Genomic DNA, 25992 nt, shown 5'->3' with positions numbered 1-25992 from the left:
CAAAATAAAATAAAAAAGATAGCCTATATAGGCTATCTTTTTTATTTTATTTAATTACTGGCATCACTATATGCTACATGTCGTTTCTCAATTCTCTCTTCAATTTCTTTCATATTTTCTTTATTATTTAATAGTGATTGTTTATTTTCAATTAATAATTGTTTAAAAGATTTTCTCACTTTTTTTCTCATTTTCATTGTCCTCCTTGGGGGATGGTTTATATAAAAGATAAAGAATTATCTGTGTGTCCTTATAATAATTGATTGTTGTGAATTCTATTTGAACTTCATATGAAAATTCCGTTTATTTTCTGACAACTTTGTGAACACGAAAAAAAGACTCTCTAAAACTATGTTAAAATTAATTCACTTCATTATAAAAATTACTATTTCCATCAACTTTTATCATTATATCTTGTCGAAACATTTATATATTTAAAATTGGGTTCGACATAATTTTATTTACTATAATACTGTTTACAAAAACAAAAAGAAGGTGTCACCAAGTCAAAGTTCGACTTATGCAACATCCCTCTTTCCAAACTATTTATAGCATATTTATTAATATTTCAGGTCTTCCCCAATTCATTTCTTCACAAACAAATCTAAGTTTTTCTTCATCCATTGTGTGTAATCCCTCTTCTAGTAAACATGAAATTGGAACTTCACAGTGAATTTGTGCTAATTGCAACGAAATATTTAAGTTCTCTAAATCACTTTCAATCTTCGTACGCTGCGCTTTTGTTAATGATTCTACATTTTCTAGTACAGCGGATACTGTTCCGTGCTCTTGAATAAGCTTATACGCTGTTTTTTCACCGATACCTTTTACACCTGGATAATTATCACTTGTATCTCCCATGAAAGCTTTTGCATGGACGATTTGCCACGGCTCTACACCTTTTTCTTCCATGATTTTCTCCGGTGTGTAATATTCGTAATTTCCAATTCCTTTACGCAGAAGCATAACTGTAACGTTCTTATCAACAAGTTGAAGTAAATCTGTATCACCAGTTAAAATATAAACTTCAGCTTCATTGCAGTATTGTTTTGCAAGCGTACCGATACAATCGTCCGCTTCGTAGCCTTTCATACCGATAACTGGAATGGATAATTTCGCAGTCATTTCTTGCACTAAATCAAATTGAGGAATTAATTCTTCTGGTGGCGCTGCACGATTTGCTTTATAATTCGAGAACGATTCTGTTCTAAATGTCGTACTTCCCATATCCCAGCATGTAACGATATGTGTTGGTTCAATCGCTTGCGTAGCTGTTAACAAGTGTTTCATATAACCATGAATCCCATTCGTAGGGGTTCCATCTTGTCGTTTCATAAATTGTCCGTAGACACTTGTTGCGTAAAAAGCACGAAATAATAGTGCCATACCATCAACTAATAATACTTTTTTCATAATTCCTCTCCTATTAAAAAAATAATAACCTCACGTTATCACGTAAGGTTATATAAATAGATTACCATTCTACGTTTTTGCTCAACTTTGTCTATTATACATTGTTTTTGTATATTTAGCACCATTAACACATTAAGACGTTCTACTACAACAAGTATGCAATATGCCTGAATACGTATTTTTTCCAGTAGAAACAACGACAGCCTTTGCACTTCCACTAACGATATGTGAACCTTTAAAACATACATTTTCAAGCTCAAGTGGATTATAATCTTTCATCCGTTTTAATGGAATAAATCGTTTACGTTCAAGGTGATAGCAGCTTTCAAACTTCTCTATACTCGCTTCGTTTCCCGTTAACACAGACTCATTCACTAATAAATCATCTGCATAAATAATACGTACATCAGCTGGCACAGCATCTCCAGCCGAAAGAAAAATCATATCTCCAGGTACAAGTTCTTGCACTGGTATCTCCATCATTTTCAGTTCACTATTTAGCCCTGTACTACTAGAACATTCTACTCTAGATACAGTAATCGTTTCACGTTGTAATTCATCACACACACGTTGTTTTGAAAAACCTGGAATCATGCCACCAAGCTTCATCATTACTTCTGCAAGAATTGCTCTTTTTGAAGTTAGTTCATTTCGGCCATATACTTGAATACGTTTTTGCGCCTCTTTCATTGATAGTCCGTCTCTTGTTGTTTTAAAATATGCAAATACAGATTTTACATCTCTTGTTGCAATTTCAATTAATAAATCTTTATTTTTTTGGAGCATTGTTTGTTCTTTTATTGATTTTTTATTTAGTTTATATGACGTGTTACCCACAGTTTTGTTTGCATATAACATATTATCGTCTCCTCCTTTACAACATAGGAAGAAACGCTTTGTTTCTCAATTTATCCACTTTACTGTGAAAGTGTCTAGCGCTTTATAAACGCTACATTGTGATAAATATAGAGGGAGGAACAAATCGTTTCCTGCCTACATCATATATTTTTGATTTGAAGTATATGGGTAACGGAACCGAGTCAGAATTTGACATGCTCCTCACCTCCTCGTTTAATTTTATAGTTTATACTATGAAATTACTCATAGCTTGGTAACAAAAAAGACCCCTACCCTTAAGAGAGTAGTGGCCATTACATACACAAATAAACGATTTCTAATATAATTAGAAATCTACGGACCTCTCCCTCGCCGAGTTTTAGCACTGTATAGCATAGGTACATTACCAGCTACGTTAAGAAAAACCTTAATTCGATCATTCCTGTTGACCCATTGGCGTCTCTCGACATTTTTGGGCAGTAGCATTTCTCTATACAGGAGCCTCACCTAACAGAGACTTATTTTCATTACATTGAAAATGTTACTCTTATTTAAAATAGATGTCAACCGTAGCCTACAATTTTTTCAAAAGGTATGGCAAACTAACGTATATAAAGTGAAACTTTAATCAGTGGGGGTTTTGTTCATCCCCCACTGATTATTAGCCCTCACCAATCGGGCTGCCCGGCAAATAGCGGGATAAAATTAAAAACTTTACGTTTAAACGTAAAGTTTTTAATAAGTTATACAACCAGCGATTACAATCCCAATTGAAAGCGATAAAAACATAAGAAAAAGACCGACTGCTTGATTATCTTCTTCGAGACTTTTGTTTATATTAAAGCGTGGTGTAAGCCACTCAGCTAAATAAAAGACGATAATTTGAGCCAAAATCCCAACTACTCCCCACGAAATCATATCAAGAAGTGAAATTGAATTAGCTGCTGTCGAATATAAAACAACAGCTAACCCAAGTAATCGTCCTCCAAGCACATAGCTTACCGCCTTATTTCCTTGAGCCATTAACTTAAATTCCTTTACTTTCGTTGTCACTTCCATCAAGAACAGACCTATACATAAAAGGCCGAGTGTTACTGCTAAATATAATAAAAAATTAATCATTTTTCCCCCTCCTTTTTATACCTACCGGTAAATAGTACGATTCATTTCCTGTAATCTTTTCTCCCGCACGAATACCGATACTACTCGCTTTTCCAGCAATTAAAAACGAACCAAACACATATGACAGTTTCTCGATCCCTTTTTCTGTTTCCAAGGATACGACTGGCAGTTCGGTATACTTTTGAAATATCGGCAGTGACGCTTTATACGTTTCGTGTGCATTTTGAAGCATAATATTTTCGTCTTTATCGCGAATCGTAATTGTATCTCCTTCTCTCCCAAATGAAGGTTTTTGAACGAAAGAACCTTTTCCTAAAAATAAATCTGGTTCTAAATATGTAGGTAACATATATTCTTTAATCCACTGTTGTTCCTCATTTATATAAAAGACCTCTTCTTCTGCTAACCCCCAAATAAGACACTGAATTGATTTTGGCTGAAGTAAAAATGCTGACAAAGGATTTATTATAAAAAGCTTTCCGGCTTTTACAAGTTGTAACAGTTCCACACCTACCAAATCTCCTGTTTCAGGATCTTGATCCTCAATTAAATCTTCTATCGGATATGTTTGGCGATATAAAACATCAATCTTCGCCCCATCTTTATCGACTAGAGCATCCTTTGTAATTCTAAGTTCTGACATTGGCACTACTTTATTTTCAACATGGCATAGCTGACTTAAATACATAGTGGTATTCCAATCCTCTATATGTTCATGATGTGCTGTAAAAACAACATTTGGATTATCTAATCCCTTTGTCGCTTCCATTACTGCTTTCGTTACACCAGAAGATAGCAATCGTTCTTGATCCGAGTTTGGATTATCATAGCCTAGATTTTCACATACTTTCCCATTCATTCGAAAACATTCCACAATAAAAGTTGGTGTATCACTATTAAACTCAAGCATTTTGATTTTATTATCCTCTGTTACAGCAAAATCAAATCGCGAAATTACAGATTCAGGATAAAGCCCTTTCATTCTAATGAATGATAAACTCGCGGATGGAAAGCCAAGATCTAGAAGCTGTTCGTCACTTAAATTACGCAGCAGTCTAGCAGTCTTAAAAAATATTTTCCCCATTCGTTCAGTCGCTAAGTGTAATTGGTCCAAAGTCTGATTTGTTATAGAAAAAACATGAAACAAACTATACTCACATTCATATAAATCCGACCAAAAATTCGGATATTTTAAATAAAATTCTTTTCGATCCCTTATGTATTGCGACATATTTTAGCCCCCAAATCCTCCCTTTGAACCGCTTCCAATTCCACCTTTAAATTCAGCAGACGATTGATACGATTTAAACGCCGATGAATTTTTAAAAGTGGATTTATTTTGATAGTATCGCCCACCATAGAAATAATGCCCACGATAACCTGAACTACTATCATCACACTGCCATACCCCAAGTTCATCATCCCAATCCCAATCAGAACAACTATTATCATTCGGTTTTGGGGGAAGATCTTGTGCGCAGCCAAATAAAGTGCCAGTCATTAAAGACGTTACGACACCACCTACTAGCCATTTCGTTTTTGTCACCTTCGCACTCCCCTTTTTAAATTCTATTCCTATTATATAGGATGGCATGATAAAGTAGAAGAAAAAGGAAGAAGAGGGATTAAATGCGCTTAGAATATCGACTTAATGATGAAACGAAAGGGTATCCTGCTTTATGGAACTACGCCAATATTTCTAATTCTGAAATTATCGCACGCATGACTTGTGAATATTTTATTAAAGAGAAAAATACTTATGTTGTTACTGCAACTTCGGTTGATCCAGACGGAACAGCAGTTATTTATATTCAAAAAGAAGTTTTCGCCAATGACCCTTCAGACCCTACATACTCCCACATCGGTTTTGAAATTAGAGAACTAAGTGAAACGAGTTCAAGCTTAGTAGATAGTCAAGATGTATGGAACTACGAAGAAATTTTACCATCTCTTCATTCAGATATTATATATATTCAGCGAGACGGCATGTCTATGGAATTCTCCTTGGATTCAAGAGAGATTGATGAAGACAGAAAGTGCTACATTTATTACGGAAACTTCACAGGTGAATCAAGATAATATTGATATATCTATGCAACAAAAAAACCTTACGTATAAAACGTAAGGTTTTTATATAGCCCCACATATGCCGTTCTCTCTAGATGTCCATAAACCTGCTCTCACAGGTGGATGCTCTCACAAATGTTTGTAACTTCCTTCTTAAAAAGATGGCTTGTTAGCTACATTTAAATATTGAACTTCCATATTAAACTTATTGGTTTAAGACATGCATAAGCTACGTACACCGTAGGAATTTTATATAAGGTTAGTTGAAATAAGACCCCCGCACGTGCCGCTCCTCGTAAATGTCCAAAAACCCGCTAATCGCAGGTGGATGCCCTCACAGTTACCGTACATCTTCCTCCACAAGGAAGGCTTGATGATGGTCGCTAAATATTGAGCTTCCGTATAACTAACATCGGTTTTAGACATAAATAAGTTACGTACACCGCAGGATGTATTATTTACTTGTCGTTATATTATCACATTGTTTCCAATGTGTAAAATACAAAGTTTTTCGAGCAATCTCTTGCTTGTGACCTTATTTTAATACAAATTATTTTTGCATGCAAGTGATTAATCTTCTTCTTTTGCAATTTGATTTTCTGGATAAGAAATCCAATCACTCCAGCTACCTGCATACAATTTAACATTTTGGAATCCAGCCAATTTTAACGCAATGATATTTGGACATGCCGTAACACCAGAACCACAATATACAATGGTTTCCTTATCTTTCGACAGATTTTGGAATCGTTCTTGTTGCTCAGCTTCATTCTTAAATTGTCCTGATTGCAACATTCCATCCTTCCAAAAATAGTTTGTTGCTGTCGGAATATGTCCTGCTTTATGATCGACAAGTTCCTCTACACCAGCATAACGTTTTGGCTCTCTTGAATCAATTAACGTAACATCTGCACCTGCCTGGATATTCTCTCTTACTGTTTCCATCGATACAAGCATATGATCTTGTATGTTTGTTTTAAATGTTTTTCGTATAACAACAGGAATTTCCGTTGTTGTCGGTAGTCCATTCTCTTTCCAAACCGGGAAACCACCATCTAATATATATACTTTCTCATGTCCTACATAGTTACATAACCACCATAAACGAGCAGCATTTGCACCAGCTTGACTGTCATACGCAATTACTGTCGTATGTTCATCAATACCAACCTCCGAAAGCTTGTCCGCAAACTCTTCAATGCTTGGCAACGGATGGCGGCCACCATGTTCTGCTATAGGACTTGATAAATCTAAATTCAAATCAAAATATAACGCATGAGGAATATGTTCTTCTTCATACTTTTCTCTACCCCAATTAGGATTCGCTAAATCAAAACGACAATCGATTACACGGACGTTCTCATCTTCTATATGCTCACGTAACCATTCGACTGTAACTATCATCTTTAACGACCTTCTTTCTCTTGTAAACGACTTACATACTCCATAACCATTTCTTCTGTAACATATTTACGCTGCAAGGTAACACCATTTTTTGCAAGATCATTAATTTGCTTTGTTACAACATTAATGACATCAACCGAAAATTCTTTCCCATTTGACGCAAGAGATACGGCTGCTTCAATAGCTGCTTCACGCTGCGCATCTAATTGTAAACATGCTTTTACACTTTCATTTTGTTTACGAGAATGTGCTGTAATTGCTTTATGTACTTCCATCTTCTCTTCCCCCTAAATAAGTTATACGTTCTAATTCAATTCCATTGCAAGCCGAATCATATCACGGCATACAATGCCATTTTCAATAATCTCTTCTTCATAATGCTTCGAAAAGTAATCAAAATCAATAGAAAAAATACGAAATCCACATTTTTGATATAAAGCAAGTTGTGAAACACTAGAATTGCCTGTACCAATTTCAAGTTTTGACATACCATATCCTTTAGCAGTTTCTACGGCATGCCTTAATAGCTTCTTCCCAATCCCTTTTCCTTGCAAATGCTCTGCAACCGCAATATTCATGATTTCCATCGTCTTCGGCCTTGTTTCCAAAAGAACATACACACCGATGATGCTATCCCCTTGCTTTGCTACATATGTTAACCCTCTTTGTACATATATAGCTATTTGCCGTTCACTTGGATCAGCAAGTAGCAATAAAGACTTCGGTATAGCCTCTTTTAAAATACGTTCTATTACAAAAGACATAAAAAATCCCCCCATCTCTATTGTTCTAAACCCTCCTTGTCTACCATAAATAATAGAAAGGAGGGATTCACCATGGACAACAATGAGAAAAAATGCAACGTCATCTCTATTGATGGAAAGAAGAAGAAAAGCGACACGTATTCCTATCCAAAATTAGTAGTTGAAAATAAAACATACGAATTTTCTTCATTCGTCTTATGCGGTGAAACACCAGATGGCAGACGACTCGTTCTTACTCATATGATTTCTACCGATGAATTTGCTGGATTTGTCAAATCTTTAGATACTGTACTGCAAAAGAAAATTGAACGAATCTTTTTCTCATAACGACTATATAACATAAATTTCTTTTTCAATCTCTACTAACTGATTGTGCAATTGTTCTTTACTTTGTTCATATAGAGATACATCGATTGTTTCAGCCAATGCAAACAATATACTTTCATAATAGTTCATTACATCTTGTTGCATCACTTTTTGGAATAAGTTCCACTTCATATCCCATTCTTGCTTATAATGATGGACAAATAAATCTTTTTCATCGGCTACATAGTTTGATACAAGCGGTTCTAATACAAATTTAGCGTCTTCTTGCATAAAAGCTTTGTCATTCTTTTCAAAAAAGCTTTTCTCATTTTTAAAATGTGCCAGTGCTTTTTTGAAATCTTTTATTTCAACTGAAGGGAACGGTTCTTTATGTGTAATATCTTTATATTCATACTCAACTGTTCCATTCATAGAAATTGATTGATTTTCTACTTTACAGTTCACTACAATTTCGTCCTTTGCACGCTTCATCGCTTCGTCTATCCATTTTTCAAGACGTAATGATGTCGCACGCATTTCTTGTAATAAATCATGCTGAATAAATGCTACTAATTCCATAACACACTGTTGCAATTGTGTTTTCACATTTCCATCCGTTCGAAGTGACGCCGGATTAATAAATTCAGTAAACACATCGTTATAACGTAGGAATAGACGCTGTTGCACGTAATAAAGCAACTCTTTCACTTCATTTTGCATCGCCTGTTCTTCAGCAAGTACACTATATGATGAAATAATATGAAGTAGTTGATCACGCTCTGCTTCATATTTTTTCGTTTGCTTCTCTTTCTCTTCATTCCCCTGCTTTGCACCATTTATCATGTTTACTAAAAGCTGATTTGCCCCTTGCAACGCACCATATAGAGCATGCACAGAAACAAGCATTAAATCTCTCATCATAAAGGACGTAAATGATTCCTCAAACTTAGTAATTCCAGAGTTTTGTAAAATACCATACTTCTCTTTTTCAACATTCTTTCCTTGTTTCTCTTCAAGCGCACATAAACTTGAAATTGCAAATAAACGCGGATTTCTAATACCGTATTGCAGTAGCTGATCTGCGATATAACCTTTTACCATTTCAAGTTCTTCTTCAGACTCTGCTAAATCCGCCGCATTAATTAAGAAGAACATTTTATCAAGGGCAAAAGTATCCTTTACACGCCCAAGCTGAATTAAAAATTCACGATCAGCACGAGAGAATACATGGTTATAATATGTTACAAATAAAATAGCATCTGCATTTTTAATATACTGGAATGCAACATCCGTATGGCGAGCATTAATAGAATCCGCTCCAGGTGTGTCTACAAGCGCTACTCCCTGCCTTGTTAAAGCACAATCATAATAAAGCTCCATATACTCAACGAAGCATGATTTTTCTTCATTCGCTACATAATCAGAGAACTCTTCTAATGTGACTTGTACTTGTTCTCCTAAATAAGTAGAAACTGCATCATACCCTTTTTGTACCGCTCGTAAAAAGCTAAATGTTGTTTTTTGCTTCCCAGTCGGTGAAGGATATTTCATAACTTTATCAATTTGTGCTAACGCCTCATCTAACGTAGTAATCTCATAATGAAACAGCTTATAAACAGCTTTCATATCTTCTAATAGAGCTTGCTTTGATTTGAATTGAACCATTACTGTTCCGTGTGGTTTTTCCTCTGTAACCGGCAAAATTTGATTAATCGTTGCCGTCGTCGGATTTGGTGATACAGGAAGTACCTTCTCACCAAGTAAGGCATTGGCAAATGATGATTTCCCAGCACTAAAAGCTCCGAATAACGCTACTGTAAATTGTTTCGTTTCCACACGACGCCTTTTTTCTATCACCTCTTGCTGTACATGTTTCAGCGCTGGCAATGGCTCTAATATCATTTCAGCTTTCTTCACTTTCTCTAATATACGCTGAATATTTAAAGCTGCCGTTCCTTTTATCTCTTCTTCATGAGCCGCTACGTTATCATTTACCATTTCCTGCTCTTGTAGTGTGAATTTCTCACTAACAATTTGTTTTTCACGTTGCAATATCTCCTCTATTTGCAATCCTTCTGGTGTAGCAACACGCTCGTGCCAAACATTTTGTAAATAACTTTCATATATCTCTAAATTGTTACTGTATTGTAATTCCGTCTCTTTTGCCGTTTGCAACATCGTATATTTTTCAATCTCTTCTTCCATACGAGCAACTGCTTCCTTCACTTTTTGCTTTAAAACAACTGCACTTTTATCAAAAATTTGCTGTGCTTTTGTAAAATAACGTTTCTTCAGTTCATTCGCTACATCCGCTGTATAAAGAAGTAAGTAATCACCTGTGAAACCTGCACCTTGTTTAATGACTTCAGCTAACATTTCTGGTCCAAAAGCGATTTCTAAAGCATATATGTCTTTCCCAATTTCCTCCGTGAACAATCCTTCTTCTTTTAAGAAGGCTACAATAAATTCTTTCACATGAAAATCAAGTTGCGTTTCAACAGTCTTTTGAAGGGCAGAATAAAACGCCTCTACACGTCTTTGTTTTTCTTGCTCCGTCTTTCCTTTCGCAAATAGCAAACCAACTTTAAACTTTGTTAATTTCGTTTCTAAATATGCATTTGCCAATTCTCTCATTTCAAATGGCATTAAATACGCGTTATCTAATATAGCTTGTAAACCTTTTATAAATTCGTTTCTCACATGAGATTCTTTACTAGCCTCGCGATGTTTAGTTTCCGTTAGCTCTTCTTTCTTTTCAACTATTTCTGAAATCAAAAGCGGTGATGCTAACTCTTCCTCATATGTCAAAAGAGCTTTTTCATTTTCAGAAACAATAAACGAGAAATGTTCTCCCATTAAATGTTCTGTTTCTCGCTCCATTCCCTCTCTTACATACTGCTCTTTTTCTTTCATAATAGAAGTAATTAATGTTTCTAAGCTTCCAATTTCATTATGTGGATGGTTCATCATTCGTAATGACGTATAATAAACTCCATCTACTTCAATATCCCAGTTAGAGAACGATTGTTTCACACTATCTTTATAATCCTCAAATGATAATTCATTTTCTTTATGTTTATCTATTTGATTTACAACGAGATAAACCGTTTTATTACGTTGTTTCAATTCTTTAACAAATTGCAAATTCACTTCCGATTGGACGTGATTATAATCCATCATATAAAAAATTACGTCTGCTAGATGTAGCGTTGATTCTGTTGCTAGTTGATGGGCATCATCTGTTGAGTCAATCCCTGGTGTATCAACTAACATAACACCCTCAGGAATTGGTGCATCATTCCGATAAATATGAACACCAATTACCTCATCGCCATCTTTACAAATTTGCTTTAATTCTTCTGCTGAATATGCACCGTCATATTCGTACTGTTCTCCAGATTTAATCGTTACAACAACACGATCAAATCCCTTTTCAATTTTAACGACGTTAGCGCTTGTCGGAATTGGACTTGTTGGTAACAACTGCGCTTTATATAGATGATTCATCATCGTTGATTTCCCTGCTGAGAAGTGACCGCAGAACGCTATCATAAGCTGCTCTCGTTTATATTTTTGAATTACTTCAAACAACTTTAAGCTATTCTCTGCATCGCCGTGTTTTTGCCACTCTTCATAAAAACAAACAAGTTTTTTCATACCGTTTGTCTGTACTATGTTTGTCATCCCCTTGTTCCCCTTTATCCAAGATGTATATACTTTTCCCCGCTAATTGCGAGCTCATAACCAGTGAGAGTTACACCTACCCATTGATTACAGTTTCACTTTACTATCATACTAAATTTTCAGCATATTCTCATTAAAAATAAAAAATCCCTTTCATTCTTTTTACAAATGAAAGGGATTTTATGTCATATCACTCATTTTGCTGTTCCTACTCCATTTAAAACATACTTTGCAATAACTGCATATACAGCAACTGTACCTGCTACTAATGCATATACCATACTCATGCACCAACCTTTTTTGATAATGATTATCACTTTTGAATACATTTTATCATTAAAGAGAATCATTATCAACACTTTTCATAAAGAAAGCTCCTTATAAGAAGGAGCTTTACTGCCTGTTTTGAAAAAGGTTAAAACTTGTTGTGCACTCTTATTATATCTCATCCTACATAACTTAACAGTTTAAAAAAATGGAAATATCCCCTATCCCCTCCATCTTACATTTTGTATACTAAAAGGGAATTACTTAACAAGGAGGAAAAAAATGACACAAAATCTCACACAAGGCGAGAGGATACACTCCATTGATATTATTAGAGGAATAGCTGTATTAGGTATTTTTCTTGTTAACTGGCCAATTATTGCCGGGGTTGACTCACGTGATATTACAGGAATTTACGAAGGGATAGACAGCTATATTCGCCTATTTTACGATATGTTTATTCAAACGAAATTTTATACAATTTTTTCGTTTTTATTCGGATTAGGTTTTTATATTTTTATGAATCGTGCTGAGGCGAAGACCGATCGTCCAAAAACTTTGTTTGTTCGCCGCTTACTTATCTTATTATTATTCGGGTTCTTACATTACGTTCTTTTATGGGACGGTGACATTTTACATACTTATGCAATTACCGGGTTTTTCTTATTTTTATTTTACAAAAGAAAGACACGTACTATTTTAATATGGTCAATTGTACTATTAAGTTTCATGCAATTGTTCACATTATTAGGTTCTCTTGTCATGTTATTAGTGCCGGTAGATGAACTAGGCCTTTCCATAGCCATTATGCCGTTAGAAAACTGGGGCTTACAAATTACAGACAGATTCTATTCATTCTATTCTGAAGCAATAAGTAACAGTCTTATTATGCTTCCTGAAACACTAGGATTGTTTTTACTCGGATTATATGCCGGTAAAAAAGACATTTTCCGCCGTGCTAAGGAATTAGATCCAAAACTTAAAAAATGGCAAATCATTATGTTCATTTTAACATTACCGATGTGGTTTATTATGGTTTACTTCTTTATGAACAATCAACCATACACACCATTTTCACTTATGGGCATTACGATGATAAGCGGAAAGACATTGTTCATCTTCTACATTGTCACGTTAATGCGTTTATTACAAAAAGAAAAATGGCAAACGTTATTACGTCCATTCCAATACGTTGGACGAATGGCATTAACAAATTACATCTCGCATACAATTGTTACATTACTTGTATTCGGGCTATTGTTTAAAAATGATTATCTGGCTCCACTATGGGTTGGACCACTATTCTGCATTAGTTTCTACACGTTACAAATCTTTATTAGCCGCTGGTGGCTTTCACATTACCAATACGGACCACTTGAGTACATTTGGCGTCTTGGTACTTACGGGAAAATGATGCCACTTAAAAAGAAAAGCAAGGTCTCATAACGAGACCTTGCTTTTTTACGCTTCTCTTACTGCACTTTGCATAGACACCGGCTCTTCTTTTACTTTCACTTTACGCTGTGGCACCATATTAAATACGATATTTAAAAGTACTGCTGACGCACTTCCAAGTACAATTCCGTTATCTGTTAAAATACGAATGTTTTCAGGAAGTTGTGAGAATAATGTAGGAACAACTGTAACCCCAAGCCCAATTCCGACAGAACATGCAACAATTAATAAGTTTTCTTGTTTGCCAAAATCAACGCTACTTAACATTTTAATACCATATGCCATTACCATACCGAACATTGCGAGCATAGCACCGCCAAGTACTGATTTCGGAATGATTGTTGTAATAGCTGCGATTTTAGGAATGAATCCAAGAACGATTAACATACCACCGCAAGTATAAATAATAACGCGATTTCTTACTCCAGTTAATTGAACAAGTCCTACGTTTTGAGAGTAAGTTGTATATGGGAACGCGTTGAAAATGCCACCTAACACCATCGCTAATCCTTCTGCTCGATAGCCCTTTGTTAATTCTTTTTCACCGATTTTTTTATTGCAAATATCAGATAATGCAAAGTATACACCCGTTGCTTCCACAATCCCTACACAAGCAACGAGAATCATCGTAATAACTGGTGTTAATTCAAATGTTGGTGTACCAAAGTAAAATGGTTGAATACCATGGAACCAATCAGCCTCTCCAACCGCTTGCAAGCTTACTTTCCCCATAAACGCTGCAACGATTGTACCGAACAATAGACCTAGTAAAATAGAGATTGAACGAATAAATCCATCAAAGAAACGATACATAATGATGATAAATAGTAACACACCAAATGCTAATGCTAAATTTTCAAGACTACCGAAATCCTTACTTCCTACTCCGCCAGCCATATCATTAATTGCTGCTGGAACAAGTGTAACTCCAATTACAGTAACAACAGATCCTGTTACAACAGGTGGAAATAGTTTTACAAGCTTTCCAAATAATTTCGCAAAAATAACAACGAATAACCCAGCAGCAATAATTGCTCCATAAATAGAAGACACACCGTATTGTTTTCCAATCGCAATCATCGGTCCAACGGCTGTAAATGTACAACCGAGTACAACGGGAAGTCCAATACCGAAAAAGCGATTTGATAATGCTTGTAAAATTGTTGCAACGCCGCACATTAATAAATCAATTGAGACTAAATATGTTAATTCTTTTTGATTTAAACCAAGTCCACCGCCCACAATAAGCGGAACGATAATTGCTCCAGCATACATTGCAAGCATATGTTGCATACCAAGCGATGCAATTTTAAATGGATGCTGCTTCATCGTTTATTTCACCTCCGCAGTTTCTTGCTGTACAAATGTAACTGTGCCGTTATCAAGTGATGCAATTTCTGCTAGTGATTCAACACGAACGCCTTGTTCACGAAGCTTCTTTCCTCCATCTTGAAATGCTTTTTCAATAACAATTCCAATTCCTGCAATACTTGCTCCTGCTTGCTCTACCAAACTCATTAAACCTAAAGCAGCCTGACCGTTTGCTAAAAAGTCATCGATGATTAGCACGCGATCATTTTCATCAATATGATTTCGAGATAATGAAATTTCATTTGTTTCTTGTTTTGTAAATGAATATACGTTTGCAACGTACATATTATCTTGTAACGTTAACGATTTACGTTTTCTTGCAAAGATTACTTTTACACCAAGCTCTAATGCAGCCATAACAGATGGTGCAATGCCTGAAGATTCAATCGTCACGATTTTTGTAATGTTCTCTTCTTTAAAACGTTTAGCAAATTCTTTTCCGATTTCTTGCATAAGTACTGGATCAATTTGGTGATTTAAAAATGCATCCACCTTTAATACATCACCAGATAAAACCTTTCCTTCATTCAAAATCTTTTCTTGTAATACTTTCATGTTTGTTCCCCCTCTTATGCAATAAAAAAACTCCAAAAGCCGCCACCACTCGTTACAAGTGAGAGACGCGCTTTTGGAGTTTCGCAAAAAAGAATGCCAAACAAGCAATTATATTCGTCCTCACTCATAGTCAAAGTATTTACGGTACTTCGGTAGAAACTTGCAGGCCATATCCCCGCGATTATATGAGTGTAGCTAACTATTTATTTTATAGAAGGATTATAACGCACTTTTTATACTTTGAAAAGCATTTATCGAAAAAACACGTACGAATTTTTAAAAACTACTATTTTCGTTCGAGTTTTGTAAACTCTTTCATTTCCAATTACAACTTCGTTAAAATGATTGGCCCATCTTTTGTAATCGCAAGTGTATGCTCATATTGAGCTGATAATTTCCCATCCATCGTTCGTGCAGTCCACCCATTTAAATCTACTTTCGAATATCGCATACCTACATTGACAATCGGCTCAATCGTAATCACCATCCCTTCTTGTAACTGAGGCCCTTGTCCTTGTTTCCCAAAATGAAAAATTGCTGGTTCTTCATGAATCTCTTTACCGATTCCATGTCCCGTAAAGTCTCTTGCGACAGAAAAACCTTCATTTGTTACATAACTTTCAATTGCATAGCCAATGTCTCCTACATGATTACCGATTACCGCCTGATCAACCCCTTTATATAAAGCATTCTCAGCTACTAGCAACAACTTTTCTGCTTCATCAGAAACTTTTCCAACTCTATACGTCCAAGCAGAATCTGAAAGACCCCCGTTTAAGTTTACTACCATGTCAATTGTTACAATATCACCCTCAGTTAAAGGAACATCGGCCGGAAACGCATGACACATTTCATCGTTTACAGATGCACATATCGCATATGGATAACCATTGTAATCTTTCTGTTCAGATGTGGCACCATGCTTTTTTAAATACATTTCAACAAACGTATTAATCTCTTGCGTCGTTATACCTGGCTTTATCATTTTCGCAATTTCTTTATGACATGAAGCAAGTAATTTTCCAGATTCATGCATCAAATCTATTTCATTTTTCGTTTTAATTGTAATCATACTACCTCTACCTTTCCTTGCTAAACCTACTATTCGCTACTAAACTTCTATCATACACATCCTTTACCAAAATTTCAAAACCCTCAATTACAACAAGTAAAAAAATATGTATCATATATTTCTAAATCAAAATAAAAAACAGAAGACCCCTCTGTTTTTTAATCACGTTTACATATGCAGTTCATTTTCAAAAACTCAAAACAACTACCATTTGTTTTCTGTATAAACGTTCCAACCACTTCAAATCCTGCTCTTTTATACACTTTGATTGCTCTCCTATTAAATGTCGCTACTGATAGTGTTATATAATTGCACCCGTATTTTTCTTTGCTAAAAGCTAGTCCAGCATTCACGAACTGTAAACCAAATCCATTTCCAGTTATATCAGGTCTCATTCCAAGTCCTATATCAACCGTTCCATCATTCATTTTACAAACAGTAAAAAAACCAATGAGAATGCCATTTTGCTTCACAGAAAATGTATGATCTCCTCTACTCTCACCCTGTAAAAATTCAGCTAAATCTTCTTCATCTGCCTCTATATCATAAAAAGAATATTTCCCTTCATAATGCCAGTTATACGCAATTTCCTCCGCTTCTTCTTGCTTCATTACTGTATATGTATACCCCATTCTCCCATCCCCTTTAATAAAAAGAGCTGCAATTAAGCAGCTCTTTTTTTACAACTCATAAATCGCTCTATATTTCGCTTCTAAATAATCGGCTAAGTAGTTTGCATTTAAGCCTTCACCTGTTACATCTTCTAAAATTTCAAGCGGCTTTTTCGTTTTACCATATTGGTGAATATGTTCTGTTAACCATTCACGAATCGGTGTTACGTTTCCTTCTTCTAATAATGCATCAAAGTTCGGAATGTCTTTTAACATTCTTTGCTTAAATTGCGCTGCATACATGTAACCAAGCGCATAAGATGGGAAGTATCCAAATGAGCCACCAGCCCAGTGAACATCTTGCAATACACCTTGCGCATCATTTTCCGGACGAATTCCTAAATATGCTTCCATCTTATCATTCCAAGCTGCTGGTAAGTCCTTCACTTGTAATGTACCATCAAATAATTCTTTCTCTAATTCATAACGCACCATAACATGAAGCGGGTATGTAAGCTCATCTGCTTCTATACGAATGAATGACGGCCTCGATTCGTTAATTGCATCATAAAACTCATCGACTGACATATCATCAAATTGACCATCGCTATACTCTTTTAATAAATCATAATTTTTCTTCCAGAATGATTTATTACGGCCGATAAAGTTCTCAAAGAATAATGATTGTGATTCGTGAATACCCATAGATGTACCACTGCAAAGTGGTGTACCTTCAAATTGTTCTGCAATGTTTTGTTCATATACTGCATGACCACATTCATGAATTGTTCCAAATACAGCCATACGGAAATCTTTTTCATCATAGCGTGTCGTAATACGAACATCCCCTCTATTTAATGTAATTTCGAAAGGATGTACTGTTTCATCAAGACGACCTGCTTCAAAGTCATAATTCAATTGCTTTAATAGTTCTAATGTAAAGTTCTTTTGTTTTTCTTTTGAAAACTGTTCCGATAAAGCACTTGTTTTTAATCCTTTTTTAGACTCAGAGATTTCTTTTACAAGCGGCACGATGCGCTCACGAAGTTGACCAAATACGTGATCTAAAACTTCTACTGTAATACCTGGCTCATACATGTCTAATAATGTATTGTATTTATATGTTTCATAACCCCAATATGTAATAAATTTCTTTTTAAATTCAACAATTTTTTCTAAGTACGGGCGGAACATTTCGAAATCAGATTTTTCGCGAGCTTCTTCCCACACACTCTCTGCTTTCGCTTCTAATTTCACATAAGCCTCATATTCAGCTTGTGGAATTTTTTTATTTCTATCATATTCTTTCCGACACTCTTCAACCATTTTCTTTGTCGTTTCAGAAAGTTTATCTTCACGTATTAAAGCTTCAAGTTCTGTTAAATAGTTTCCCATCTCATCTGAAGTCGACATAGCAAACACTTCTGACGAAAGCATACCAATTACTTCTGAACGCTGATCTACACCTTTTTTTGGTGCACCTGTTCTTAAATCCCAAAACATTAAACTTAATGCTTCTCCGTAATTCTGTATCTTCTTCACGTATGTTAAAAATTGTTTTTCTACCTCATATGTAGCAACTGTCATCGTATAAAAGCCTCCTTTTTCTACCTCAAACTTAATTCGACACGGAAACATAAATTCCTTTTATAATAGAAAAAAAGCTTGGCAAGCGCCAAGCTTTCTCCTTATAATTCTTTACCTTCTACTGGCAGTACATTTTTCACAGCTGCAACTACTTTCTCATCTTCTGAATCAGATAAGAAGATTGATATAGCACCTTTATCTTCACTTGTACGAATTAAACGTCCAATTCCTTGACGAAGTCGTAAAATCATATATGGTACATCTACATCCCAGAATGGATCATTTACGTGCTTACGTTTCGCTTCAAACACAGGATCGTTTGGAGGGAATGGTAATGACCAAATAATAACGTGTGATAATGATGAACCAGGAATATCTAAACCTTCCCATAAATGAACCGCACAAAGTACAGTCTCTTCTTCATTTTGGAAACGAGAAACGAGCTGGCTAATTTCCTGATCTCCTTCATATAAGAACGGAACCGACATTTGCTCCTTACTTACATACTCTTTGAACGCTGCAAGCTCTTGCGTTGTACGGAATAATACAAGCGTACGTCCATTTGTTTTTTGTATATTTTCAAGTGTATATTGACACTTTCTTTCCCATTCATTTTCTTTCGTATGCGATAGTAAGTTTACTGCCATTTGCTCTTCGTAATCAAACGGTGAAGCAACTGAGAATGATAAGTAATCTTTTACCCCTAGGCTATTAGCTGTAAACGCGAATGAATCATTGTTCGATAATGTCGCAGAAGAGAAAATATACGGTATTTTCTTCGAGAACACTTTCTCTTGTAATACTTCTTCAACTGCACGCGGCATAATCACTAACGTGAAGGCACCATCACCTTCTTCACCCCAAGTAATTACATTTTTCTCGTGCATGAACAGACGAAGTGAATGTTCTAATACATCTAAATGCTCATCAACAATATTTAAATCATACGTGTTTACTGTATGCATTTCACTTTCGAATACTAATGCATCTCCAACTTCACCGATTTTTGCATAAAGTCGTTTCGCTTCAGCTGTTACTTTTTCTGTCACAGTAATTTCTAAACGATCAGAACCAGCAATTTCTTTTTTGTTTTCTTGTAACACATCAAAGAATCGCTCTGTTTGCCAAATTGTTTCTTCTACTAAATGTGCAAACTCCTCACGAATATCATTTTGTAGCAATCTCGTTAAAAGTTGCTCCATCATCGTTTGCTTTAAACGGTATGTTAAAGCTTTTTGAGCTGCATATTCTACTAGATGTCCTTCATCGAATACAACGCAGCTACTTTCTGGTAATAACGGAATTTGCCCTTCACGCTTACGAGCATCGTACGTCCAAATATGATCCATATAGAAATCTTGAGAACAAATAATTAAATCTGCTGCTTTACGATAATGTTCACGAGAAAGAGTTTGTCCACAACGATGACGAGAATCACAAGTAAAGCAATCTTGGAAGTAATCCCAATTTACTTTTGACCATTCTTCGTCATTTAAAAGTGGAAATTCTTTTCTGTCACCATAGTGAGTAAAGTTTTGCATCGTACCATGATCGAATACAAACTGTGGTAACTCGTAATATACGTCTTCAATTACTTCTGGAGCTCGTCCACTCATAACATCTTCAAGTTTACGTAAGCATAAATAATTATCCATTGATTTTGCAAGCCTTACATCAACAGATAGTCCTAATGCTTCAGATAACTTAGCGATGTCCCCTTCTTCTTTTACAAGCTGCTCAATTAACGTTTCATCTGCACAAGCAATAATAGCTGGTTTCCCAGTATAACGCGCGTAACAAATTGCATATAGAAGATATACAATTGTTTTCCCTGTTCCTACACCAGCTTCTGCGAACATAACTTTCTTTTCTTGAAAAGCGCGTTCTAACTGAAACGCCATAAAAATTTGTTCATCACGCTCTTCAAAGCCTTTTTCCGGAAGGATGTCGTAAAACACATCTCCAATCCACTCATTCAACTTATCATAAAAATTATCTTGTTTTCCTACTTCAAATGGTAATCTCTTCTCAGTAAACATCCTTAGCCTCCAACCAAAAAGTTTTTCTATAAAAAGATAATAGCAACTGCTACGCATATGTATGCATTTGCTTTCCCCTGTTGCAATACATAGAAATTCACGAAAAAAAATTTTCCTTTCGAAAAAGGAAAATTTTCTTCTATATTAATGACTTTAAATACCGTTTATCAATCGCTGTTTCATGTGAAAGAGCTGACAAATATTCTTCTTGTGCTTTTTGTATTTCATCTACAATCGCACCTTGACTATCCACTTCTTTTCCGAGCTCATCATACGTACGGTGAATAGCTTTTTGAATCATTGATAATTGGAAATTATCCATATCACTTCCTCCTTTACGCATTACATAATAGCCAGTATATGCGCGCTGGAGGAGTTTTATACTATGAATTACGCGGTGGACGTTTTCCGAAGTATTGGTAGTAATCTGTACGGATAAATCCGTTAAACAGTTTACGCTTCTTCGACGCATCTTTTCCGTAACACTTCTCAAATGCTTCGTAGCTTGTTAATACATACGCTGACCATGTATCTAACGGGCGGAATACTTGTCCCATTTCTTTATACAGTTGTTCAACGAGTGCTTTTTCACTTAAACGTTCTCCGTATGGAGGATTCGTTACAACGTAGCCATAATCCTCTTTTGTTGTGAAATCTTTTACTTGCATTTGTTTAAATGTAATTAAATCGCCTAAGCCCACTTCTTCTGCGTTATCTTGAGCAACTCGAATCATACGATGATCAATATCTGATCCAATGATTTGTAATCGTTGATCATAGTTCGCTAAATCTTCAGCTTCTTGACGAGCTTCACGCCAGTTTTGTTTACCTACCCAGCCCCACTCGTCAGATGCGAAACCACGGTTAAATCCTGGTGCAATGTTTTGTCCAATTAATGCTGCTTCAATTGGAATTGTACCTGATCCACAGAATGGATCAACAAATGGACGATCTGGCTTCCAGTTTGTTAATTTAATTAAAGACGCAGCTAATGTTTCTTTTAACGGAGCTTCCCCTTGATCCATACGGTATCCACGTTTATGAAGTCCAACACCACTCGCATCAATTGTTAATGTTGCAATATCCTTGAGCATTGCAATCTCGATACGGAATAACGGACCGTCTTCTTCAAACCAAGTTGTACGTTTATATGTTGTTTTTAATTTTTCAACGACAGCTTTTTTAACGATACGTTGGCAATCCGAAACACTGAATAATTCAGATTTTAAAGATTTACCGATAACAGGGAACTCGCCATTCTCTGGAATATAATCTCCCCAGTTTAATGCTTTCGTTTTTTCAAATAGCTCATCAAATGTTGTTGCTTTAAATTCGCCAACTTTAATTTTTACACGGTCCGCAGTGCGTAACCATAAATTCGTGCGACAAATCGCCTTTTCATCTGCTTCAAATGTTACTTTGCTGTTTTCTACTTGACATTCATAACCAAGATCGCGAACTTCTCGGGCAACTAACGCTTCAATACCCATTGCCGCTGTTGCAATTAAAGTAACTTTTCCCATTTGCATTCACCTCTTATGTATATTCAAACAATAATTAATAGCAATTGGTCCTATTAATCATTACATTTTACGAAAAATTTTCTCATTAACCATTTTAACTCATACTTTATAACTTCATACAAATAAAAAGCCCTCCTCTAACAAAGGAGAGCTGAGTTATTTCATAGTTGGTTCATAACGTTCTGTAAGCCATGTTCTGTTCCTTTGTACTACAAACGGCCCACGCCTCGTACTCCGGTGGCAATCATCTATCTACAGGTTATAAAACCTGTCCTTTCCCGTCGTTCATTTCCTTGGAAAAGATTCCCCTACCATTATTTGGGTTTCTCGCTCGTGGGGTTTACCTCGTTCCACTCCTATCATTTCTTCAAGGACTTCGTCACTGTGGCACTTTAAAGGTAGTCAAACCGTATCCGAAAGGACTTAGGTTTTTTCCCTGCCGTTAAACCAGCCTTACAGCCAGAATACCCTAGCTTATGAATTGGCTAGGCACGAACACTACAGCCATCTCAGGCCGTGCGAGCATGGACTTTCCTCTACAACGTTGGCGTTGCAGCGATTACCCAAACGTTATGACATCCATTAGTATAGTGGAAACAAAAAGATTTTGCAACGTTTTTTTCTATGTAAAACGATTAAACCTTTTCCCACCTTACATCATTCGTATAACTTACTTCCAAATACAGCTTTTTCTAAGTTAGATAAGCGTTTTAAAATATCCGTATTCGTGTTGTTATAAACCGGTTGTGCAACTGGTGTTTGTACAGGTTGTTGTGGAACTTGCGTTACTGCTAGTTTTTGTTCCTCTAATTCACGCTTTAAACGAGCATTTTGTTGCTTTAATTGCTCAAACTCTTTGTGGAAAGCTTCATAGTCTTTAATGATCATATCAAGAAACTTGTCTACTTCTTCTTGCTGATAACCTCTCATACCTGTTTTAAATTCTTTTTCTAAAATATCTTTCGCTGTTAATTTAATTTTATCCGAAATCATTTTCTTCACCTCAAATTTTTACCAAAACTTTCATTAACTAAATTTTTTCAGAAACAATGCTTTTTGTCAATCATATATACGAGTACTATATTACATATTACTCTGCATTATTCCACTGTTCCTCTTCTATTATATCTTGTAAATCAGAAAAAAGAATGAAATAACTGTGATAATTTTCTATTTCCCCTTTTTTCTTTGCTGCTTCTACAATATATTTGGGACTTCCTGGTTTTTCTTCATCATATACCGCTAAAAGCGCATCACTTTTTTCAATAAAAAATTGATTTTTTAATTTAAATTGTTCTGGGCTTTCATACTTCCGTTTCGTGATACTATCAACATGGTCTGCTTGAGAAAGAATAAATTCGTAATATTCACGATTATCTTCTTTCCAATTTTCTTCTTGTTCTAAAAACGGAGTAAATACCGCTAATTTTAAGTCTGGATATTCTACTTGAATTTCAAAAACAACTTCAGCAGCCCATAATTCTACACCTAACTGGCCGCTTATTATAACCCACTCTAAACCATCTTCTACAAAAGTGGTTAATTTGCGGTGTAATGCCTTTTTTATACACTCCACCCCTGGATGATCATTTTTAAATATTCCAAGTTCAAATGGCTTATATCCTGTTACTGCAATAACTTTCATATCAACACTCCAATTACAAAAAAAGAACTAGCATTTCGCTAGTTCTAACATATCATTTACTTTTTAAATATTCCACCAACGTTTGGTCCGATATTTGGACCTACTGGTGATACATTGTTTGGTAAAAACGGTGATACATTTGGTCCTGGTCCAAACGGTGATACATTCGGTCCTGGCCCAAATGGAGATATTTGATGCCCGTGGTGATGATGACCATGGCCACATGGTCCACATCCACCGCCGAATCCTGGGTCGATTGGGTCCACAACATTTACATTTGAATTTGTTTGTGGGAAGAAGTTTTGGTTTTTAATTTGTTGATGATGTACATGTGTTGTATGTGTTGGGAAAATGTGTGGCACCACCGTTGTTGAAAAAGAGTGTGTTACGCATTGTTTCGTCGGATGAACGACAGGAGCAGTTGTACAAATAGGTCCTACAGGCTTATGCCCTCCAAAACAAGGATGACAATGATGCATAGTTTTTTCTCTCCTCTCTCGTTAAAAAAATCTGATTACACTTTACAGTATGAGAAAAGAGAGAAAGCCGTTTGTTATATATACCCATTTATTACAAGGAAATTTGTCTAGTCCTTTATTTCATATACAATACTTTCATAGACAACCCTTCAACATTACTTACCAAAGAAGCCTCCAACTTGTTTTACAATACCTGTCACCTGATTCATCGCATTCATCATCTGGCCAGCTGTGTTCATCATTTTATTTACATCATAGTTACCATCTGATGTTTTAAATTGAGAAACAAAACTAGAAAACTGACTTGGCTGTTGTTGCTTTTGTTTACTCTGTGTCGGATACGGTTGTTTTGGTGGATAAAACATCCCTTGTTGATTAGCATAGGGCGCTTGTGGTGGCATATAATATTGTGAATTCATATAAGGCTGCTGCTGTTGTTGATTCATGTATGGTTGCTGAGCTTGTGATTGTTGAGCTTGATTCACATAAGGTTGCTGCTGTTGTGGTTGTTGAGCCTGATTTACATAAGGTTGCTGCTGTTGTTGAGCTTGATTCATAAATGACACTTCAAACGGTTGATAATAATTTTGATTTCCATAATAAGGCTCGAAAGGATACATATTATACCGTAAATATGTATCCGTATTATATTGGTACATATTTTGCTGTGCATATGGATACGTTTGCTGATATACGTTAGATTGTTGAAACATGCATTCTCTCCTCCTTTACATAAGTTTCTACATATATAATATGTACCTATAAAATAATATGTGTGATGGAGTATCTGTCTATTTTTGTCGGAAGTTTAAATTTTTAAAAAATTAAAAAAGAAAACCCTTCCATGCTATGATAATTAAGAAGAAGATTCTCATGGGGGAGGAATCAACATGGTATTAGGGGATTTAAAACAAGCGTTTTCTCAAAAAAAGGGGTATTGCACAGAGAATGCAAATGAATTATTAGACTTTGCGAGACATTGGTATCTCGAAGGAAAAATATGCATATCAGATTATCGAACATTAATAAAAGAATTAGAAATAAACGGCGCAACAAAACCTACAACAATGACAGAAGCATAAAAATAACAAGAGGGTTCTCCCTCTTGTTATTTACATTGCTCAACTATATTTTGCAAAGTATACGAAACGGCTTGGTGTGTTTCAAAGAATCGTTTACCTTTACCTTTATTTACAAAGCATTGTAACACATTCGTTTGTAAATTATCGTATACTTGATCAATTTGCTGTACATGTATATACTTTGGCTTTTCTTCTTTAATCCACGTATAAGCTAATTCTTTCCACTTCTCTAATTCCTCATCTACCATATCTACAAACGGTTTCATATCCTTATAAAAATCGTATTCAATCAGTTCTCTTTTTTTTACATTCGCTTCATTATTATACTGCATGAGTTTTTCTGAAGACTGTATTAATGCTTCATTCTTCATTTCTTTCCCACCTTATTATGCACTCACTACGACGTTTTGAAATGTCTTTACCCAATTCCCTTTTTCTTCGTGATGCACTAATTTATTTTCCATATGTTCAATATGCATTTCTGTTATTTCTATCTTATTGCATATTTTTTCACTCGCATCCTTTAATGCATGATTCATTCTAATCCCTATATTCATTTCCAGCAAATCGAGAGAACTTAACATTTGATCCATTTTTTTCATTACATCTTCCTTCTGAACCATCGCCATATACAAAACGCCTCCTTCTTTGCTTTTCCTTTGTCATGTAATTTCGCCGAATGATTCACCACTCCTGCCCACATGACAAA

28 protein-coding genes, 3 other RNA genes and 2 riboswitches are annotated in these 25992 nt (G+C 35.5%); of the genes, 4 read left to right on the top strand and 27 right to left on the bottom strand.

Annotated elements, in window-relative coordinates; genetic code table 11:
- Positions 1–50 precede the first annotated feature (50 nt).
- The 6 genes from AC1Q51_RS21595 to AC1Q51_RS21570 form a co-directional block, all read right to left on the bottom strand.
- Positions 51–191, bottom strand: a complete 141-nt coding sequence (locus tag AC1Q51_RS21595; protein WP_090975958.1) for an FbpB family small basic protein — start codon at positions 189–191, stop codon at positions 51–53.
- A gap of 355 nt (positions 192–546) precedes the next feature.
- The gene (locus tag AC1Q51_RS21590; protein WP_000757069.1) at positions 547–1413 is read right to left on the bottom strand and encodes a 5'-3' exonuclease; all 867 of its coding nucleotides are present in this window, start codon (positions 1411–1413) and stop codon (positions 547–549) included.
- A 132-nt stretch (positions 1414–1545) separates the two neighbouring features.
- Entirely contained in the window at positions 1546–2271 is a 726-nt protein-coding gene (locus AC1Q51_RS21585; protein ID WP_000964944.1) for a P-type ATPase actuator domain-containing protein, read from the bottom strand.
- 335 nt (positions 2272–2606) lie between these two features.
- A riboswitch (M-box (ykoK) riboswitch) is annotated at positions 2607–2772 on the bottom strand.
- Between the two features lie 213 nt (positions 2773–2985).
- Entirely contained in the window at positions 2986–3372 is a 387-nt protein-coding gene (locus AC1Q51_RS21580) for a DUF350 domain-containing protein (RefSeq protein ID WP_492331706.1), read from the bottom strand.
- The gene (locus AC1Q51_RS21575; protein WP_492331705.1) at positions 3365–4603 is read right to left on the bottom strand and encodes a glutathionylspermidine synthase family protein; all 1239 of its coding nucleotides are present in this window, start codon (positions 4601–4603) and stop codon (positions 3365–3367) included. Before AC1Q51_RS21575 ends, AC1Q51_RS21580 begins: the two co-directional genes overlap by 8 nt.
- Positions 4604–4606: 3 nt before the next feature.
- The gene (locus tag AC1Q51_RS21570; RefSeq protein WP_000169030.1) at positions 4607–4918 is read right to left on the bottom strand and encodes a hypothetical protein; all 312 of its coding nucleotides are present in this window, start codon (positions 4916–4918) and stop codon (positions 4607–4609) included.
- A gap of 83 nt (positions 4919–5001) precedes the next feature.
- On the opposite strand from AC1Q51_RS21570, the gene AC1Q51_RS21565 reads away from it, so the two are divergent.
- Positions 5002–5451, top strand: a complete 450-nt coding sequence (locus AC1Q51_RS21565; protein ID WP_001235522.1) for a hypothetical protein — start codon at positions 5002–5004, stop codon at positions 5449–5451.
- A 54-nt stretch (positions 5452–5505) separates the two neighbouring features.
- On the opposite strand, the gene ssrS (AC1Q51_RS21560) is transcribed toward AC1Q51_RS21565, so the two are convergent.
- From ssrS (AC1Q51_RS21560) to AC1Q51_RS21540, 5 genes are all read right to left on the bottom strand, one after another.
- Positions 5506–5689: non-coding RNA, 6S RNA (gene ssrS / locus AC1Q51_RS21560), on the bottom strand.
- 21 nt (positions 5690–5710) lie between these two features.
- Positions 5711–5893, bottom strand: a non-coding RNA gene (gene ssrS, locus AC1Q51_RS21555) — 6S RNA.
- A gap of 116 nt (positions 5894–6009) precedes the next feature.
- Positions 6010–6843: a sulfurtransferase gene (locus AC1Q51_RS21550; RefSeq protein WP_089170718.1), complete on the bottom strand. Its 834-nt coding sequence runs from the start codon at positions 6841–6843 to the stop codon at positions 6010–6012.
- A gap of 2 nt (positions 6844–6845) precedes the next feature.
- Positions 6846–7118, bottom strand: coding sequence for a YpbS family protein (locus AC1Q51_RS21545; protein ID WP_000451820.1), 273 nt, complete (start codon positions 7116–7118; stop codon positions 6846–6848).
- A gap of 30 nt (positions 7119–7148) precedes the next feature.
- Positions 7149–7607: a GNAT family N-acetyltransferase gene (locus tag AC1Q51_RS21540; protein ID WP_090975953.1), complete on the bottom strand. Its 459-nt coding sequence runs from the start codon at positions 7605–7607 to the stop codon at positions 7149–7151.
- 72 nt (positions 7608–7679) lie between these two features.
- On the opposite strand from AC1Q51_RS21540, the gene AC1Q51_RS21535 reads away from it, so the two are divergent.
- Complete coding sequence (locus tag AC1Q51_RS21535; RefSeq protein ID WP_000369740.1) at positions 7680–7934, top strand: DUF3931 domain-containing protein; 255 nt, start codon at positions 7680–7682, stop codon at positions 7932–7934.
- A 3-nt stretch (positions 7935–7937) separates the two neighbouring features.
- Here the strand turns inward: AC1Q51_RS21535 and AC1Q51_RS21530 are convergent, their stop codons facing one another.
- Positions 7938–11597: a dynamin family protein gene (locus AC1Q51_RS21530; protein WP_492331704.1), complete on the bottom strand. Its 3660-nt coding sequence runs from the start codon at positions 11595–11597 to the stop codon at positions 7938–7940.
- 549 nt (positions 11598–12146) lie between these two features.
- Here AC1Q51_RS21530 and AC1Q51_RS21525 point away from each other — a divergent pair.
- A complete protein-coding gene (locus tag AC1Q51_RS21525; protein ID WP_000193179.1) occupies positions 12147–13310 on the top strand; it encodes a DUF418 domain-containing protein in 1164 nt (387 codons plus the stop codon).
- Between the two features lie 15 nt (positions 13311–13325).
- On the opposite strand, the gene pbuX is transcribed toward AC1Q51_RS21525, so the two are convergent.
- From pbuX to AC1Q51_RS21460, 13 genes are all read right to left on the bottom strand, one after another.
- Complete coding sequence (pbuX, locus tag AC1Q51_RS21520; protein ID WP_000809230.1) at positions 13326–14648, bottom strand: xanthine permease PbuX; 1323 nt, start codon at positions 14646–14648, stop codon at positions 13326–13328.
- Positions 14649–14651: 3 nt separating this feature from the next.
- Complete coding sequence (locus AC1Q51_RS21515) at positions 14652–15245, bottom strand: xanthine phosphoribosyltransferase (RefSeq protein ID WP_000866496.1); 594 nt, start codon at positions 15243–15245, stop codon at positions 14652–14654.
- A 107-nt stretch (positions 15246–15352) separates the two neighbouring features.
- A riboswitch (purine riboswitch) is annotated at positions 15353–15454 on the bottom strand.
- 116 nt (positions 15455–15570) lie between these two features.
- Entirely contained in the window at positions 15571–16317 is a 747-nt protein-coding gene (locus AC1Q51_RS21510) for a type I methionyl aminopeptidase (protein ID WP_044307511.1), read from the bottom strand.
- A 158-nt stretch (positions 16318–16475) separates the two neighbouring features.
- Entirely contained in the window at positions 16476–16949 is a 474-nt protein-coding gene (locus tag AC1Q51_RS21505; RefSeq protein WP_097924929.1) for a GNAT family N-acetyltransferase, read from the bottom strand.
- A gap of 48 nt (positions 16950–16997) precedes the next feature.
- Positions 16998–18515 carry a carboxypeptidase gene (gene ypwA / locus AC1Q51_RS21500; RefSeq protein ID WP_097924931.1) on the bottom strand — a complete coding sequence of 506 codons (1518 nt, stop codon included), beginning with the start codon at positions 18513–18515 and terminating at the stop codon, positions 16998–17000.
- Positions 18516–18616: 101 nt separating this feature from the next.
- On the bottom strand, positions 18617–20554 hold the full coding sequence (locus tag AC1Q51_RS21495; protein ID WP_000493700.1) for an ATP-dependent DNA helicase: 1938 nt from the start codon (positions 20552–20554) through the stop codon (positions 18617–18619).
- 139 nt (positions 20555–20693) lie between these two features.
- Complete coding sequence (locus tag AC1Q51_RS21490; protein WP_000368570.1) at positions 20694–20876, bottom strand: DUF3921 domain-containing protein; 183 nt, start codon at positions 20874–20876, stop codon at positions 20694–20696.
- A 61-nt stretch (positions 20877–20937) separates the two neighbouring features.
- Complete coding sequence (locus AC1Q51_RS21485; protein WP_000521224.1) at positions 20938–22077, bottom strand: THUMP domain-containing class I SAM-dependent RNA methyltransferase; 1140 nt, start codon at positions 22075–22077, stop codon at positions 20938–20940.
- A gap of 180 nt (positions 22078–22257) precedes the next feature.
- Positions 22258–22648: RNase P RNA component class B (gene rnpB / locus AC1Q51_RS21480), an RNA gene on the bottom strand.
- An 86-nt stretch (positions 22649–22734) separates the two neighbouring features.
- Complete coding sequence (gpsB, locus tag AC1Q51_RS21475; RefSeq protein ID WP_000622431.1) at positions 22735–23070, bottom strand: cell division regulator GpsB; 336 nt, start codon at positions 23068–23070, stop codon at positions 22735–22737.
- Between the two features lie 97 nt (positions 23071–23167).
- Complete coding sequence (locus AC1Q51_RS21470) at positions 23168–23722, bottom strand: SLOG family protein (RefSeq protein WP_000862916.1); 555 nt, start codon at positions 23720–23722, stop codon at positions 23168–23170.
- A gap of 56 nt (positions 23723–23778) precedes the next feature.
- Positions 23779–24201 (bottom strand): CotD family spore coat protein, encoded by a 423-nt coding sequence (locus AC1Q51_RS21465; RefSeq protein ID WP_000546292.1) that lies wholly within the window; start codon positions 24199–24201, stop codon positions 23779–23781.
- Between the two features lie 155 nt (positions 24202–24356).
- Complete coding sequence (locus tag AC1Q51_RS21460; RefSeq protein WP_000487718.1) at positions 24357–24914, bottom strand: YppG family protein; 558 nt, start codon at positions 24912–24914, stop codon at positions 24357–24359.
- A gap of 177 nt (positions 24915–25091) precedes the next feature.
- Here AC1Q51_RS21460 and AC1Q51_RS21455 point away from each other — a divergent pair, with 177 nt between their 5' ends.
- Complete coding sequence (locus AC1Q51_RS21455) at positions 25092–25283, top strand: YppF family protein (protein WP_000242652.1); 192 nt, start codon at positions 25092–25094, stop codon at positions 25281–25283.
- A gap of 26 nt (positions 25284–25309) precedes the next feature.
- Here AC1Q51_RS21455 and AC1Q51_RS21450 read toward each other — a convergent pair whose 3' ends face one another.
- Both AC1Q51_RS21450 and AC1Q51_RS21445 read right to left on the bottom strand, forming a co-directional pair.
- A complete protein-coding gene (locus AC1Q51_RS21450) occupies positions 25310–25654 on the bottom strand; it encodes a YppE family protein (RefSeq protein WP_000786937.1) in 345 nt (114 codons plus the stop codon).
- 15 nt (positions 25655–25669) lie between these two features.
- Positions 25670–25912 (bottom strand): hypothetical protein, encoded by a 243-nt coding sequence (locus AC1Q51_RS21445; RefSeq protein WP_001252036.1) that lies wholly within the window; start codon positions 25910–25912, stop codon positions 25670–25672.
- Between the last annotated feature and the right edge of the window lie 80 nt (positions 25913–25992).

It is taken from the genome of Bacillus sp. MT94 (genome assembly GCF_058792475.1).
The sequence above is the reverse complement of the archived record's forward strand: the minus strand, read 5'-3'. Positions and strand labels throughout refer to the sequence as shown.